This window comes from Streptomyces sp. NPDC060031 (assembly GCF_042736805.1).
Taxonomy (GTDB): Bacteria; Actinomycetota; Actinomycetes; order Streptomycetales; family Streptomycetaceae; genus Streptomyces.
In genome coordinates this window covers 65,996-81,380 of record NZ_JBHWVM010000006.1, presented here as the reverse complement: position 1 = coordinate 81,380, position 15,385 = coordinate 65,996, and the positions used below count along the sequence as shown (strand labels likewise).

General features: G+C 70.7%; 11 protein-coding genes and 1 pseudogene. 2 read left to right on the top strand and 10 right to left on the bottom strand.

What is annotated here, in order from left to right:
* Positions 1–69 precede the first annotated feature (69 nt).
* From ftsH to dacB, 5 genes are all read right to left on the bottom strand, one after another.
* Positions 70–2,100 (bottom strand): ATP-dependent zinc metalloprotease FtsH, encoded by a 2,031-nt coding sequence (gene ftsH, locus ACFWB8_RS04170; protein WP_385222211.1) that lies wholly within the window; start codon positions 2,098–2,100, stop codon positions 70–72.
* A gap of 212 nt (positions 2,101–2,312) precedes the next feature.
* Positions 2,313–2,873: a hypoxanthine phosphoribosyltransferase gene (gene hpt, locus ACFWB8_RS04165; protein WP_385222208.1), complete on the bottom strand. Its 561-nt coding sequence runs from the start codon at positions 2,871–2,873 to the stop codon at positions 2,313–2,315.
* Between the two features lie 65 nt (positions 2,874–2,938).
* Positions 2,939–4,021 carry a tRNA lysidine(34) synthetase TilS gene (gene tilS / locus ACFWB8_RS04160; protein WP_385222205.1) on the bottom strand — a complete coding sequence of 361 codons (1,083 nt, stop codon included), beginning with the start codon at positions 4,019–4,021 and terminating at the stop codon, positions 2,939–2,941.
* A 241-nt stretch (positions 4,022–4,262) separates the two neighbouring features.
* Positions 4,263–5,408 carry a zinc-dependent metalloprotease gene (locus ACFWB8_RS04155; RefSeq protein ID WP_385222202.1) on the bottom strand — a complete coding sequence of 382 codons (1,146 nt, stop codon included), beginning with the start codon at positions 5,406–5,408 and terminating at the stop codon, positions 4,263–4,265.
* 60 nt (positions 5,409–5,468) lie between these two features.
* Positions 5,469–6,935 (bottom strand): D-alanyl-D-alanine carboxypeptidase/D-alanyl-D-alanine-endopeptidase, encoded by a 1,467-nt coding sequence (dacB, locus tag ACFWB8_RS04150; protein WP_385222200.1) that lies wholly within the window; start codon positions 6,933–6,935, stop codon positions 5,469–5,471.
* Positions 6,936–7,078: 143 nt separating this feature from the next.
* Between dacB and ACFWB8_RS04145 the strand changes: the two genes are divergently transcribed.
* Positions 7,079–7,573, top strand: a complete 495-nt coding sequence (locus ACFWB8_RS04145; RefSeq protein WP_215011464.1) for an inorganic diphosphatase — start codon at positions 7,079–7,081, stop codon at positions 7,571–7,573.
* Between the two features lie 293 nt (positions 7,574–7,866).
* On the top strand, positions 7,867–9,420 hold the full coding sequence (locus tag ACFWB8_RS04140) for a threonine/serine exporter ThrE family protein (protein WP_385222196.1): 1,554 nt from the start codon (positions 7,867–7,869) through the stop codon (positions 9,418–9,420).
* Positions 9,421–9,528: 108 nt separating this feature from the next.
* Here the strand turns inward: ACFWB8_RS04140 and ACFWB8_RS04135 are convergent.
* From ACFWB8_RS04135 to ACFWB8_RS04115, 5 genes and pseudogenes are all read right to left on the bottom strand, one after another.
* A pseudogene (locus ACFWB8_RS04135) lies at positions 9,529–10,194 on the bottom strand (DedA family protein); the annotation flags it as partial.
* A 131-nt stretch (positions 10,195–10,325) separates the two neighbouring features.
* Positions 10,326–11,084, bottom strand: coding sequence for a MerR family transcriptional regulator (locus tag ACFWB8_RS04130; RefSeq protein WP_385222193.1), 759 nt, complete (start codon positions 11,082–11,084; stop codon positions 10,326–10,328).
* A gap of 76 nt (positions 11,085–11,160) precedes the next feature.
* A complete protein-coding gene (locus tag ACFWB8_RS04125) occupies positions 11,161–11,673 on the bottom strand; it encodes a DinB family protein (protein WP_385222191.1) in 513 nt (170 codons plus the stop codon).
* 80 nt (positions 11,674–11,753) lie between these two features.
* Positions 11,754–13,841 carry a penicillin-binding protein 2 gene (gene mrdA / locus ACFWB8_RS04120; RefSeq protein ID WP_385222188.1) on the bottom strand — a complete coding sequence of 696 codons (2,088 nt, stop codon included), beginning with the start codon at positions 13,839–13,841 and terminating at the stop codon, positions 11,754–11,756.
* 52 nt (positions 13,842–13,893) lie between these two features.
* A complete protein-coding gene (locus ACFWB8_RS04115; protein ID WP_385222185.1) occupies positions 13,894–15,351 on the bottom strand; it encodes an aldehyde dehydrogenase family protein in 1,458 nt (485 codons plus the stop codon).
* Positions 15,352–15,385: the final 34 nt, after the last annotated feature.

Genomic DNA, 15,385 nt, shown 5'->3' with positions numbered 1-15,385 from the left:
AGTGCCGCGCCCCCCAGGCTAGAACCTGGGGGGCGCGGCATCCATTCCGGACCTCGTCGGTCCGTCGCCTTACTCGGCGCGGTCCTCCGGGGAGGGCTCCGGGGACTTCTCCACGGAGACGGCCGGCTGGGTGGCGGCCGAGGTTCCGTTCGCCGAGTTCGTCAGCTGGAGCTCCTTGGGAGAGAGCACCGGCGGGCGGGTCGACGGGGTGCGGTGCGAGGAGCCGGTCCACGCCGGGCGGGCCGGGCGCTTCACGATCGTCGAGAAGACCTCGGCGATCTGCTCCTTGTTCAGCGTCTCCTTCTCGAGGAGGGCGAGGACGAGGTTGTCGAGGACGTCGCGGTTCTCGACCAGGATCTCCCAGGCCTCGTTGTGCGCGGTCTCGATGAGCTTCTTGACCTCTTCGTCGACCAGCGCCGCGACCTCTTCCGAGTAGTCCCGCGGGTGCGACATCTCGCGCCCGAGGAACGGCTCGGTGTTGTCGCCGCCGAACTTGATCGCACCGAGACGCTCGGTCATGCCGTACTGCGTGACCATGGCCCGCGCCGTGGCGGTGGCCTTCTCGATGTCGTTCGCCGCGCCCGTGGTCGGGTCGTGGAAGACCAGCTCCTCGGCCGCGCGCCCGCCCAGCATGTACGCCAGCTGGTCGAGCATCTCGTTGCGCGTGGTCGAGTACTTGTCCTCGTCGGGCAGGACCATGGTGTAACCCAGGGCCCGGCCGCGGGACAGGATCGTGATCTTGTGGACCGGGTCGGAGTTCGGGGAGGCCGCCGCGACCAGGGCGTGTCCGCCCTCGTGGTACGCGGTGATCTTCTTTTCCCGGTCCGACATGATCCGGGTCCGCTTCTGCGGGCCCGCCACGACGCGGTCGATCGCCTCGTCCAGCATGTGGTTGTCGATCAGCTTCAGGTCCGAGCGGGCGGTCAGCAGCGCCGCCTCGTTCAGGACGTTGGCGAGATCGGCACCGGTGAAGCCGGGGGTGCGGCGGGCGACGGCCGAGAGGTCGACGTCCGGTGCGACCGGCTTGCCCTTCTGGTGGACCTTGAGGATCTCCAGACGGCCCTGCATGTCCGGACGGTCGACCGCGATCTGGCGGTCGAAGCGGCCGGGGCGCAGGAGTGCCGGGTCGAGGATGTCCGGACGGTTCGTGGCGGCGATCAGGATGACGCCGCCCTTCACGTCGAAGCCGTCCATCTCGACCAGCAGCTGGTTGAGGGTCTGCTCGCGCTCGTCGTGACCGCCGCCGAGACCCGCACCGCGGTGCCGGCCGACGGCGTCGATCTCGTCGACGAAGACGATCGCCGGGGCGTTGGCCTTGGCCTGCTCGAACAGGTCACGGACACGCGACGCACCGACACCGACGAACATCTCGACGAAGTCGGAACCGGAGATCGAGTAGAAGGGGACACCGGCCTCGCCCGCGACGGCGCGCGCGAGCAGGGTCTTTCCGGTGCCGGGCGGGCCGTACAGCAGCACGCCCTTGGGGATCTTGGCGCCGACGGCCTGGAACTTCGCCGGCTCCTGGAGGAACTCCTTGATCTCGTGGAGCTCCTCGACGGCCTCGTCCGAACCCGCGACATCGGCGAACGTCGTCTTCGGGGTGTCCTTGGTGATGAGCTTGGCCTTGGACTTCCCGAAGTTCATCACTCGGGACCCGCCGCCCTGCATCTGATTCATCAGGAACAGGAACACGACGACGATGAGGACGAAGGGCAGGAGCGAGAGCAGCACGCTCAGGAACGGGCTGGTCTTGTCCGGCGCGACCTTGTAGCCGTCCGGGATCTGACCGGCTTCGTACTTGCTCTGGAGGTTCTGGGCGAGCTGGACGCCCTGGTCCCCGATGTAGTTGGCCTGGAACTTGGTGCCGGAATTGTCGGCGAGCTTCTGGTCCTTCTTCAGCTCGACCTTGATCATCTGGCTGTCGCCGGTGGTGAGCTCGGCGCTCTGCACCTGGCCACTGTTGATCGCCTTGATGACCTCGCTGGTGTCCACCGTCTTGTAGCCGCCGCCGGAGCCGACGACATTCATCAACACGACCACGGCGAGGACGGCCAGCACGATCCACATGACCGGCCCACGGAAGTATCGCTTCACGTCCATCCATACGGGGCGCCAGGCACCCCGTCCCTCCTGCCCGTAGGTAAATGCTGCTGTGAGTAAAGACTGTTCTTCGGAATGTACCCCTGTATTGTCACCCGCGGCCTCGTGGGACGGCTGACAGACCCGCCTTCCCATGCTCCAACGGCGGGAATCGTTCCAGGGTTCCCCTGCCGGGGCAGCCGGTCCGGCCGCCCCCGCCGGTGACCGCCGCCTCAGCCGCCGTAGACGTGCGGGGCGAGCGTGCCGACGAACGGCAGGTTGCGGTACTTCTCCGCGTAGTCGAGGCCGTAGCCGACGACGAACTCGTTCGGGATGTCGAAGCCGACCCACTTCACGTCGATGGCGACCTTCGCGGCGTCGGGCTTGCGCAGCAGCGTGACGACCTCGAGGGAGGCGGGCTCGCGGGAGCCCAGGTTCGACAGCAGCCAGGAGAGCGTCAGGCCCGAGTCGATGATGTCCTCGACGATCAGGACGTGCTTGCCCTTGATGTCGGTGTCCAGGTCCTTCAGGATCCGGACCACGCCCGAGGACTGGGTCCCGGCGCCGTAGGAGGACACCGCCATCCAGTCCATGGTGAGCGGGGTGGACAAGGCGCGCGCCAGGTCCGCCATGACCATGACCGCGCCCTTGAGGACACCGACGATGAGCAGGTCCTTGCCCGCGTACTCCGCGTCGATCTTCGCGGCCAGCTCGGCCAGCTTCGAGTCGATCTCTTCCTTGGTGATGAGCACCGACTGGAGGTCGCTGCCCATGTCCTTCTCGTCCACCCGCATCACTTTCGTTGTCGGCCGGGGCTCCGGGGGGTGCCCCCGGAGGACTCAGCCGTGTTCAGCACCAATCAGCCCTGCCGGATGACAAGTCTGCCACCCTGCCGCTGGGCCTCGACCCGGCCGGGCAGGTTGATGGCGCCCTGGCCTCGCCATCCGGTGATGAGCCGGTCGACTTCCTCGATGTGGCGGGCGAAGAGGGAGCCTGCGGGGGAGCCCGCCGCGACCACGGCGCGGCGCAGTACGCGGCGCCGTACGGCCGGGGGCAGGGCGTAGAGCTTGGCGCACTCCAGGCGGCCGTCCTCGTCCCGTACGCCGGTCTCGGCTTCGGCGGCCCAGGCGTCCAGGGCGTCGGCGTCGTCACGGGACAGCTGGGCGGTGCGGGCGAGCGCTTCGACGACTCCCTTGCCGAGCGCCTTCTCGAGGGCGGGCAGTCCCTCGTGGCGCAGCCGGGAGCGCGTGTAGGCGGGGTCGATGTTGTGCGGGTCGTCCCAGACGGCCAGGGACTGGACCATGCAGGCCTTGCGGGCGGTCTGGCGGTCCACCTGGAGGAAGGGTCGGCGGTAGCGGTTCGTCCGGCCGGGGCCGCCGGACTTCTCGGCCATGCCGGAGAGGGAGCGGATGCCGGAGCCGCGGGCGAGGCCCAGCAGGACGGTTTCGGCTTGGTCGTCGCGGGTGTGGCCGAGCAGCACCGCGACGGCGCCCAGCCGGTCGGCGGCCTCGTCCAGGGCCGCGTAGCGGGCGTCACGGGCGGCGGCCTCGGGTCCGCCGCCACGGCCGACGCGCACGGCGACGGACTCCACCGGGTCGAGGCGGAGCGCGGTCATACGGGTGAGGACCTCGGCGGCGCGCAGGTCGGAGCCGGCCTGGAGCCCGTGGTCGACGGTGATGCCGCCGGCCCGGATGCCGAGCTTGGGGGCCTCGAAGGCGAGGGCGGAGGCGAGCGCCATGGAGTCGGCGCCGCCGGAGCAGGCGACGAGCACGAGTGGCGGGGTGCCGCCGGGGGTGCGACCGTCGGTGCCACGGCCTGCGACGGCGGAAGTGGCGGCGGATGCGGAAGCGTGAGCGGGAAGCTCGGTGAGGTCGGTCAGGACGTCGTGGAGTACGCGGCGGACCGCCAGGCGTATCGCTGCGACCGCAGGATGGGGACCCATGTCCGGTGCCCTTCGGTGGAGTTCGGATGCCTCGGAGGCTTGGGGAGGGTGATGCGGGGGGTGTGCCGGGGGTGCTGTCCGACGTCCCCGCGGAGCGGGGATGTCACTCAGAGTGCGTCGATGGTGACAGAACCGAGCCGTTCCCCGAGCATCGCACGCCCTTCCACGGCCCACGGTCCCTCGGACGGGTGACGCTGCTTCCCCCAGAGGGACATGTTTACGCCCCTCGTGTCACTCCGCTTCACTTCCCTTGGTTCTCTTCGCTCCCCTTTCGGTGCACGCGGGCGACCCAGTCCGCGGGCTTCGCGATCTCGGCCTTGGTCGGCAGCGTGTTCGGGGAGGTCCAGACCCGGTTGAAGCCGTCCATGCCCACCTGGCCGACGACGGCCCGTACGAAGCGCTCGCCGTCGCGGTACTGGCGCAGCTTCGCGTCGAGTCCGAGCAGCTTGCGCAGGGCGGCGTCGAGGCGGCCCGCGCCGCTGGCCCGGCGCTGCTGGAACTTCTCCCGGATCTCGGCGACCGAGGGCACCACCTCGGGGCCGACCCCGTCCATCACGAAGTCGGCGTGGCCCTCCAGCAGGGACATGACGGCGGTGAGGCGGGCCAGCACCTCGCGCTGCTCGGGCGTCTGCACGAGCTCGACCAGGGAGCGGCCGTCCTCGCCCCGCTCGGCGTCGGGCCGGGCGCCGGCGAAGGACTGGGCGGCCTCGCGCAGCCGCTCCAGCACGGTCATCGGGTCGACCTCGGTGGCGGCGAGGAACGTCTGGATTTCGCCCTCAAGGTGCTCGCGGAGCCACGGGACGGCCGTGAACTGGGTACGGTGCGTCTCCTCGTGCAGGCACACCCAGAGCCGGAAGTCGTGCGGGTTCACCCCCAGCTCGCGCTCCACGTGCACGATGTTCGGCGCGACGAGCAGCAGGCGGCCGCCGCTCCCCGGGGAGCCCGGCAGCTCGCGGGTGACCGGCGCGAAGGTCTCGTACTGGCCCAGCACGCGGGAGGCCAGGAAGCTGAGCAGCATGCCCAGCTCGACGCCGGTGACCTTGCCGCCGACCGCGCCGAACACGGCCGCGCCGGGGGTGCCGGCGCGGCGGTCCTGCATCTTGCCGAGCAGTGGCGCCAGGAGCTCGCGGAAGCCGGCCACATTGGCCCTGATCCAGCCGGCCCGGTCCACGACGAGGACGGGTGTGTCGGGGACGCCGCCGCTCTCGGGCAGCATCCGGGTGAACTCGCGTACGTGCCGTTCCGAGGTCTTGGCGTGCCTGCGCAGCTCCGCGACGACGGCCCGGGCCTCGCCCCGGCCGACCTCCGGGCCGGGGCGCACGAGCCGGGTCGCGGTCGCCACCGCGAGGTTCCAGTCGACCATCTCCGCACCACCGATGCTCGTCATGCGTCAACCGTACGTGGAGCAGCCCCCGGGCGGACCCCCCAGGAAGCCGTCAGGAAGCCGTCAGGAAGCCGTCGCGACCGCGGCGGCCAGCTTGTCGAGGGCCTTCTCGGCGCCCTCCGCGGCCGGGCTGTTCGCCGTGAGGAAGGCGAAGGCCAGCAGTCGCCCGGAGGGGTCCACGACGGTTCCGGCGAGGGAGTTGACCCCGGTCAGGGTTCCCGTCTTGGCCCGCAGCACGCCGGCCGCCGGGGAGGTGCCGGCATTGCGGGTGCGCAGGGTGCCGGTGAAGCCGGCGACGGGCAGTCCGGTGAGTACGGGGCGCAGCTCGGGCCGCCGGGGGTCGGCGGCCTCGGCGAGCAGGCCGGTCAGCAGGCCGGTGCTGACCCTGTCGCTACGGTCCAGGCCGCTGCCGTCGGCGAAGCGGCAGCCGGCGACGTCGACTCCGAGCGAGGCGAGCCGGTCGGTGACGGCCTGCGCGGCGCCCTCGAAGCTGGCGGGCCGGCCGGAGGCGAGGGCGGTCTGGCGGGCCAGCGCCTCGGCGATGTCGTTGTCGCTGTTGGTCAGCATCCGCTCGACGAGCCCGGCCAGCGGGGTCGAGAGGGTGGTGGCGAGCGGTACCGCGCCGGCCGGGGCCGTGGCCCTGGCGGGTTCGCCGGTGACCTTGATGCCGCGCTCCTTGAGCAGGGCGGCGAAGGCGCGGGCGGTGTCCCCGGAGGGGTCCTCGGTGCGTTCGACCGGCCCGGAGCCGGAGTCGTCGGGGCGGCCCTCGTCGGCCGTCAGGGCGGTGACGGGGGCGAGGTTGTCGTTGCGGCCGATCGGGTGGCGGACGGCGCCGGTGTACAGGGAGTCGTCGTAGCCGAGGCCCACCGTGTCGGTACCCGCGCCCTTGAGGGCCTGCGCGGTGTCGGCGGCCAGGGCGACGAGGCTGCCGCCGGGGCCGGCGGGGGCCTTCTTCTTCGCGGTGAGCGAGGGGTCGCCGCCGCCGGCCAGGACGATCTGGCCGGGGCCGGCGCCGGGGGTCACGGTGGTCCGGATCCGGTGCTCGGGCCCGAGGGCGGCGAGCGCTGCCGCGGCGGTTGCGATCTTGATGGTGGAGGCGGGGGTCATGGCCTCCCGCGCCCCGGACTCGTACAGGACCTGCCCGGTGGCGGTGTCTATCACCGAGGCGCTGCGCACGTTCCCCAGCGCGGGGTCCGCGAGCAGCGGCCGGAGCGCGGCGGCGAGCCCGGCGGGGTCCACCGCCCCGGCCTTCGCGGCGCCGCCGCCGGGGCCGACTGCGGCCAGCACCCCGGGGGCGCTCGGGGCGGTCTGCGGGAGCGTTCCGGCCGCGTCGCCGCCGTGATCTGCGCCACCCATGAGGCTCCAGGAGGCGGCCTTGTCCCGCTCGGCCTTACGCTGGCCGGAGTCCCAAGGACCGGCGGCGGTCACCGCCACCGCCGAAAGGGCGAGGCCGGCGACGGCCGACCCGGCGATGAGCTGCCACGTCTTGGCCAATGGCACCTCGGACCAGCCCCTTTCGCGATCACACATATGCGTGAGGGACACTTAACCACTGCGTCTTGCCGCGAGCATGGCACCCCACCCGGCAGGGCTGGGCCGGACGCGCGCGTATTGAATCAAATGCGGTCTCGAAGCGATTCAGGCTGCTGAAGCTGATCATGGAGGAGCAGGACGTGGAGTTCGACGTCACCATCGAGATCCCCAAGGGTTCGCGGAACAAGTACGAGGTGGACCACGAGACCGGCCGGATCCGTCTGGACCGTCGCCTCTTCACCTCGACCAGCTACCCGGCCGACTACGGCTTCGTCGAGAACACCCTCGGCGAGGACGGCGACCCGCTGGACGCGCTGGTCATCCTTGACGAGCCGACCTTCCCGGGCTGCCTCATCAAGTGCCGCGCGATCGGCATGTTCCGCATGACGGACGAGGCGGGCGGCGACGACAAGCTGCTGTGCGTGCCGGCGTCCGACCCGCGTGTGGAGCACCTGCGGGACATCCACCACGTGTCCGAGTTCGACCGCCTGGAGATCCAGCACTTCTTCGAGGTCTACAAGGACCTGGAGCCGGGCAAGTCGGTCGAGGGTGCGGACTGGGTCGGCCGCGCGGAGGCCGAGGCCGAGATCGAGGCCTCGTACAAGCGCCTTGAGGCCCAGGGCGGCCACCACTAGGCTCCGCCGGTGAGCGGGGCCGACGGGGGTTTCCCCCGCCGGCCCCTCCGGCACGACAGCGGGCGGTACCCCCCGGCGGGGGTGCCGCCCGCTGTCGCGTTCCCGCGCCGGCGTCGGTGGATGGCCCGGCGGGGCACAGGGCCCTGCCCCGGGGGGCTGGGGAGGAAACGGTTCCGCATACTGATACCGCTGGTGGTCGCAAGAGTGGAGGACGCGTGGCGGAGGCCGACGGGGCAGAGGACAGAAAGCCCACGTCCGACGAGGCGCACAGCGCCTTCACTCCTCCGCCGGGCATGGGGCCGGAAGCTTCCGAGGAGGATCAGCCGACCTCGGAGTTCGCCGTCCCCGACGGCTTGGCGGCGCTGCCCGTCGAGCCGGAGGAGGGTTCCGCTTTCGCGACCCCGGCCACCTACAGCGCCGCGCAGTCCCCGCCCGCCTACACCCCCGGCCCGGGCTTCCCCGTCGCCTCCCCCTGGCAGGACCGCATGCGCACGATGCTGCGCATGCCGGTCGACGTACGGCCCGTTCCCGAGCCGGTGCAGAAACAGACCGAGGCCGGGCCCGCCGTGGGCCGCGTGCTCGACCTCACCCTGCGCATCGGCGAGCTGCTGCTCGCGGGGGGCGAGGGCGCCGAGGACGTGGAGGCCGCGATGTTCGCGGTGGCCCGCAGCTACGGGCTGGACCGCTGCGAGCCCACCGTCACCTTCACCATGCTGTCCATCACCCACCAGCCCTCGCTCGTGGACGACCCGGTCTCGGCGAACCGGACCGTGCGCCGCCGCGGTACCGACTACAACCGGCTCGCGGCCGTGTTCCGCCTGGTGGACGACATCAGCGCCCACGAGATCGACATCTCGCTGGAGGAGGCCTACCGCCGCCTCGCCGAGATCCGCCGCAACCGGCACCCGTACCCCGGCTGGATGCTGACGGCCGCCGCCGGACTGCTCGCCGGGGCGGCCTCCACGCTCGTCGGCGGCGGGGTCCTCGTCTTCTTCGCGGCGGCCGTCGGCGCGGTCCTGGGCGACCGCCTCGCCTGGCTGTGCGCCGGGCGCGGGCTGCCGGAGTTCTACCAGTTCGTGGTCGCCGCCATGCCGCCCGCCGCGATCGGGGTCGCGCTGAACATGACGGGGATCGACGTACGCGCCTCCGCCGTGATCACCGGCGGACTGTTCGCGCTGCTGCCGGGACGAGCCCTGGTCGCGGCCGTGCAGGACGGCCTGACCGGCTTCTACATCACCGCGTCCGCCCGGCTGCTGGAGGTGATGTACCTCTTCATCGGCATCATCATGGGCGTCCTCGTCGTGCTCTACGTCGGCCTGCAGTTCGACTCCTCCCCGCGGCCGGAGGAGGTCCTGCAGATCACCGATCGGCCGCTGCTGCAGATCGCGGCCTCGATGGTGCTGGTCTTCACCTTCGCGATCCTGCTCCAGCAGGAGCGCTCCACCGTGTGGATCGTGACCCTGAACGGCGGGGTCGCCTGGGTGACGTACGGGGCCCTGCACTACGCCGGCGGCATCCCGCCGGTGCCGTCCACCGCCGTCGCCGCCGGGCTGGTCGGCCTCTTCGGGCAGCTCTTCTCCCGCTACCGCTTCGCCTCGGCCCTGCCGTACGTGACGGCTGCCATCGGCCCGCTGCTGCCGGGCTCGGCGACGTACTACGGGCTGCTGCTGATCGCCGAGAACCGGCTCAACGAAGGCCTCGGCTCCCTCACGAACGCCGCCGCGATCGCCCTGGCCATCGCGATCGGGGTGAACCTCGGTTCGGAGACCTCCCGGCTGTTCATGCGGATCCCGGGGGCCACGAGCGCCGCCAAGCGCCGGGCCGCCAAGCGCACCCGCGGCTTCTAGGAGCCTCCCGGACACGCGAAAGCCCCGGCGGACCCTCGCGGGTCCCCGGGGCCTTCGAACGGGCCGGCAGTGGTCTCAGCGCTTGGCGTGGCGGCCGCCGCGCTGGCCCGGGGCCTGCGGGTCCTCGCCCGCGACGGGCTGGTCTCCGGAGGCGGCCGCCTTCTTCTCCTTGCGGCTCTTCAGCACCTCGAAGATCACCGGGATGACGGAGATCAGGACGATGACGATGAAGATCGGCTCGACGTTCTTCTTGATGATCTCGAACTGGCCGAGCTGGTAGCCCAGGACCGTGACGCCCGCGCCCCACAGGACGCCGCCGATGACGTTGAAGGTCAGGAAGGTGCGGTACTTCATCGCGGTCGCGCCGGCGACCATCGGCGCGAAGGTGCGGATGATCGGCACGAAGCGCGCGAGCACGATGGCCTTGGGGCCGTGCTTCTCCATGAAGTCGTGCGCCGCGTCGAGGTTCTCGCGCTTGAAGAGCCTGGAGTTCGGCCGGTTGAAGATCTTGGGCCCGAAGACCTTGCCGATCATGTAGCCGACCTGGTCACCGAGGATCGCCGCGGCCACGATCAGGGCGCAGACCAGCCACAGCGGCTGCGAGATCGTGCCGCTCGCGACGAACAGGCCCGCCGTGAACAGCAGCGAGTCCCCGGGCAGGAACGCGAAGAGGCCCGACTCCGCGAAGACGATGACCAGGATGCCGATCAGACCGAATTGCCCGATCAGATACTCCGGGGACAGCCACTCAGGGCCGAGCGCAAGCGTATTCACGAGTTCCGGGATCTCCTGGATCGGGGGGTGTCGGCGGTGCGAGCGAACTCGACGGGTGGTTCCAATTATGAACGCATACGGCCCCCCGCAGGTTCCAGGTACCTGAGGGGGCCGTGCGAGGAACGTTCCGCTTACGCCTTGCGCACCGCGTTCGCCATGATCGCGTCGCGGAGGAAGACCGCCAGCCCGGGGCGCACGGCGTCGTAGTGCGCCGCGAAGCGCTCGTCGGCGACGTACATCTCACCCAGGCAGGTGTGCATCTCGTACGGGCAGTCGTAGTGGTTGCCGCTGATCCAGCCGCGGTGCTCCTCGGCCAGGTCCATGGCCTGCTCGCAGTCGGCCGCCGCGCCGGAGTCCAGCACGGCGGCGAGCCGCCGGCTGACGTCCTCCGCCTGGCGCTGGATCCGCAGCCAGTCCTCCTTGGTGTACGAGGCCGCGCGGCGGGCGGACTCCTTGTACGCGTCGGTGCCGCCCCAGCGCTGCTCGGCCTCGGCCGCGTACTGGTCGGGGTCGAACTCCCCGAAGACCTCGAACTTCTCCTCGGGCGTGAGGTTGATGCCCACGTTCCTCGCCTCCATGGCGTGCTCAACGGCCTTGGCCATCTGCTGGAGCCGGTCGATCCGGCCGGACAGGAGGGCGTGCTGCCGGCGCAGGTGCTCCCTCGGGTCCGAGTCCGGGTCGTCCAGCAGGACCGAGACCTCTTCGAGCGGGAAGCCGAGCTCCCGGTAGAACAGGATCTGCTGCAGCCGGTCGAGGTCGGCGTCGTCGTACCGCCGGTGTCCCGCGTGGCTGCGGCCGCTCGGGGAGAGCAGCCCGATCTCGTCGTAGTGGTGCAGGGTGCGCACCGTGACTCCGGCGAATCCGGCGACCTGTCCCACGGAGTAGCCCACCTTCATCCGCTCCTCTGGTCGGGTACGCCCCTCACCGTGGTCCCTCACGTGGCGTGAGGTGCAAGTCCGGCGTCCTTCAGCCCATGGCGCGGGTGCCGTCGAGGGACTCGCGGACGATGTCCGCGTGCCCCGCGTGGCGGGCGAACTCCTCGACCAGGTGCAGGAGCATCCAGCGCATGGAGACCTTGCCGTCCTTGGGGAACCAGGGCGCCTGCGGGAGCGGGAACATGTCGTCGAGGCTCGGGACGGCCGCGATGAAGGCCTCCGTCTCGCGGGCGATCCCGTCCCAGAAGCCCAGGACTCCGGGGACGGTCTCGTCCTCGACCAGCCGGAAGGCCTCGGTCCGGGTCTCCGGGGTGCGCTGCCGCTCGTTCTCCCGCTGCTGGGCCATCCGCAGCCAGGCGACCTCGACCTCGGCCACGTGCTTGGCCAGGCCGGACAGCGAGAGCTCGCTGGCGCTGGGGCGGCTCGCGGCCTGCTCCTCGGTCAGCCCCTCCAGCGTTTCGCGGATCGCCGTGCGCTGGGCCTCGACGAAGGACAGGAGCGTGCCGCGCTCGTCGCCGGGAACCTCAGTGGAAAGCTGGGCCATGACCTGAACCACCTTCTGTGTTGGGTGTCTCGCCTGCTGACAAGAACCACGTTACGGAGCCTTGCGGTCAGCCACGGTCCTCAATGCGGGGCGTTCTCCCCGTCCGGTCGAAGTGCCGGCAGCGCGGAGGCGGGCTTGGGGAGCAGGGCCTTGGAGAGGTCCTGCCGGCCCGTCGGGTCCAGCCCGTACATCGCCTCGTAGATCTTGCGGACCGCCGGGCCGGAGGCCCCGGAGCCGGTGCCGCCCTGGGAGATCGTCATCACGATCGCGTAGTCCTCGGTGTACGAGGCGAACCACGAGGTGGTCTGCTTGCCCTGGACCTCGGCCGTGCCCGTCTTCGCGTGCATCGGGATCTGCTTCTGCGGCCAGCCGCCGAAGCGCCAGGCGGCGCTGCCGGTGGTGGCGACCGCCGCGAGGGCCCCGTCGATGTCGTCGCGCAGCTTCGCGTCCATCGGCAGCCGGCCCTGCTCCTTCGGCGCGAGCTCGCGGACCGAGGTGCCGTCGGCGCTCACGACCGCCTTGCCGATGCTCGGCTGGTGGAGGGTGCCGCCGTTGGCGATGGCCGCGTAGACCGACGCCATCTGGACCGGCGTGACGAGGGTGTCGCCCTGGCCGATCGAGTAGTTGATCGCGTCGCCCTCGCGCAACTGGTTGCCCTGGCGGCAGTTCTCGTAGGCGATCTTCTCGGCGAAGCTGCCGTCCTTCTTGCCGTCCCGGCACCAGGCGGCCTTGTTCGCCTCGAAGAAGTCCTTCTTCCACTGCCGGTCGGGGACCCGGCCGGTCACCTCGTTCGGCAGGTCGATGCCCGTGGGCTTGCCCAGGCCGAACTCGTGGGCCGTCTTGAAGAACCAGTCGGCGGGGCCCTTCTTCGGGTTGATCCCGCCGTCCTTCTTCCACTCCCGGTCCGCGATGCCGTAGTAGACGGTGTCGCAGGAGACCTCCAGCGCCCGGCCGATGGTGATGTCGCCGTAGCCCTGGGACTCGAAGTTCGTGAAGGTCTGGCTGCCGACCGAGTACGAGCTCGGGCAGCCGTAGCGGGCGTTGAAGGGGTACCCCGCATTGACCGCGGCGGTCGAGGAGACCACCTTGAAGATCGAGCCCGGGGCCGCCTGGCCCTGGATCGCCCGGTTCAGCAGCGGGTAGTTGGACTCCTTGTCGGTGAGTCCCGCGTAGTCCTTGGCGGAGATGCCGCCCACCCAGGCGTTCGGGTCGTACGTCGGGTTGGACGCCATCGCGACGACCCGGCCGGTCTTGGCCTCCATCACGACGACCGCGCCCGAGTCGGCCTCGTAATTCTTGTGCGTGATCTTGTCGTAGGTATCGCGCGCCTCGAGCATCGCGTTGTTCAGCTCGCGCTCGGCCACCGCCTGCACGCGCGAGTCGATCGAGGTCACGACGTTCGAGCCGGGCTGCGCCTTGTCGGCCTGGGCCTGGCCGATGACCCGCCCGAGGTTGTCGACCTCGTAGCGGGTGATGCCCGCCTTGCCGCGCAGCTCCTTGTCGTACGTGCGTTCCAGGCCCGAGCGGCCCACCTGGTCGGAGCGCAGGTAGGGCGAGTCGGAGTTCTTCGCCTTGGCTATCTCCGCGTCGGTGACCGGCGAGAGGTAGCCGAGCACCTGCGAGGTGTTGGCCTGGTCGGGGGCGGCGTAGCGGCGCAGGGCGGTGGGCTCCGCGCTGATCCCCGGGAACTGCTCGGCGTGCTCCCGTATCTCCAGCACCTGGTCCGTGGTCGCCTCGGCGGTGATGGGGATCGGCTGGTACGGGGAGCCGTTCCAGCAGGGCTTGGGGGTCTTGCCGTCGCACAGCCGGACGGTGTTGACCACGTCCTCCGGCTTCAGGCCGAGGACTCCGGCGAGCCGGGTCAGGACGTCCTTGCCGCGGTCCTTCATCTTCGACAGGTCGGTGCGGCTGGCCGAGACGACGAGACGGGTCTCGTTGTCGGCGAGCGGGACCCCGCGGGAGTCGAGGATGGCGCCGCGCACGGCGGGCTGGACCACCTGCTGGGTGTGGTTGTTCTTCGCCTCGTCCGTGTATTCCTGGCCGTTGCGTATCTGCAGGAACCAGAGGCGCCCGCCGAGGGTCAGCAGCAGTGAGAACACGACCACCTGGATGATCACGAGCCGGTTCTGGACCCGGGGCGTCCGCCCGGTCTCCGGTATGTTGCTCAACTCGGCTCTCCCCGGGACGCGTCCTGCCTGACCCGGCCGAGTCTAGGGGTGTCTAGAACGGGAAACGGGTCCGGCCGTGCTGAACGGAGATCCATTTCTGCGTCGTGAAGGCTTCCACCGTCGCCTCGCCGTTGAGCCGGCCCAGGCCCGAGGCCTTCTCCCCACCGAAGGCGGCCAGCGGCTCGTCCCCGATCGTGGAGTCGTTGACGTGGATCATTCCCGTCTCGATCCGCTGCGCGAAGCGCACCCCGCGCTCCACGTCCCGCGTGTGCACGGCGCCGCTCAGCCCGTACGGGGTCGCGTTGGTCAGGCGTACGGCCTCGTCCTCGCCGTCGAAGACCACCAGCAGCGCCACCGGGCCGAAGATCTCCTGGCTCAGCAGCGGGGAGTCCTCGGGGAGCCCGGCCAGTACGGTCGGCTCGACCAGGTTGCCGCGCGTAGATCCCCGTACGAGCGCCTGCGCGCCCTCCTCGACCGCGCGGTCCACGAGGGCGGTCAGGGCGTCGGCCTGGAAGGAGTTGATCAGCGGACCGATGTGGGTGTCGGCCTCGTGCGGGTCGCCGGTCTTCAGGCCGCGCACCCGCGCGGTGAACTTCTCGGTGAACTCCTCGGCGACGGCCGCGTCGACCAGGATCCGGTTGGCGGCCATGCAGACCTGGCCCTGGTAGACGAAGCGGCTGAAGACCGCCGCGTCCACCGCGTAGTCGAGGTCGGCGTCGTCGAGGACGACGAGCGCGCTGTTGCCGCTGAGCTCCAGGACCGTGCGCTTGAAGTGGCGGGCGGCGACCGCTCCGACGTGCCGGCCGACCCGGTCGGAGCCCGCGAAGGAGATCACCTTGGGGACGGGGTGGGTCAGGATCGCGTCGCCTATCTCGGCGATGTCGGTGACCAGGACGTTGAGCAGTCCGGCCGGGAGCCCGGCGTCCTCGAAGATCTTGGCGATGACCCCGCCGCCGACGACGGGGGCGTTCTGGTTCGGCTTGATGACGACCGCGTTGCCCAGGGCGAGGGCCGGGGCGACCGACTTCAGGGTGACGAGGAAGGGGAAGTTGAAGGGGCTGATCACGGCGATGACCCCGACCGGGAGGCGCTGGACCCGGTTCTCCTTGCCCTCCACCGGCGAGGGCAGGATGCGGCCCTCGGGGCGGACGGCCAGCTGCATGGCCTCGCGGATGAACTCCATGGCGAGGCGGACCTCGTACTCGGCCTTGGGACGGGTCCCGCCGAGCTCGTCGATCATCGCCTCGACGATCTCCTTCTCGCGCTCCTCGGTGATCCGCAGGGCGCGCTCCAGGACGGCACGTCTGGTGAAGGGGCTGGTGGCGGCCCATTCCTTCTGGGCCCGCTCGGCGCCGCGGTAGGCCCGGTCCACCTGCTCGACGGTGGCCACCGTGATGGCCGCGAGCTTCTCCCCGTTGTACGGGTTGACGTCGATGATGTCCCACGACCCGGTGCCGGCCAGCCATTCGCCGTCGATGTACTGGTGAGCCAGGTCCTCGAATATGGACATGCCATCCCTTACTGCGAGCGCGCACCCGTGCGCT

Bases quoted from the DNA above. Each gene is read 5' to 3' on its own strand.
- ftsH (WP_385222211.1), bottom strand. From the start codon at position 2,100: ATGGACGTGAAGCGATACTTCCGTGGGCCGGTCATGTGGATCGTGCTG.
- hpt (WP_385222208.1), bottom strand. From the start codon at position 2,873: ATGCGGGTGGACGAGAAGGACATGGGCAGCGACCTCCAGTCGGTGCTC.
- tilS (WP_385222205.1), bottom strand. From the start codon at position 4,021: ATGGGTCCCCATCCTGCGGTCGCAGCGATACGCCTGGCGGTCCGCCGC.
- ACFWB8_RS04155 (WP_385222202.1), bottom strand. From the start codon at position 5,408: ATGACGAGCATCGGTGGTGCGGAGATGGTCGACTGGAACCTCGCGGTG.
- dacB (WP_385222200.1), bottom strand. From the start codon at position 6,935: ATGTGTGATCGCGAAAGGGGCTGGTCCGAGGTGCCATTGGCCAAGACG.
- ACFWB8_RS04140 (WP_385222196.1), top strand. From the start codon at position 7,867: ATGGGGCCGGAAGCTTCCGAGGAGGATCAGCCGACCTCGGAGTTCGCC.
- ACFWB8_RS04125 (WP_385222191.1), bottom strand. From the start codon at position 11,673: ATGGCCCAGCTTTCCACTGAGGTTCCCGGCGACGAGCGCGGCACGCTC.
- ACFWB8_RS04115 (WP_385222185.1), bottom strand. From the start codon at position 15,351: ATGTCCATATTCGAGGACCTGGCTCACCAGTACATCGACGGCGAATGG.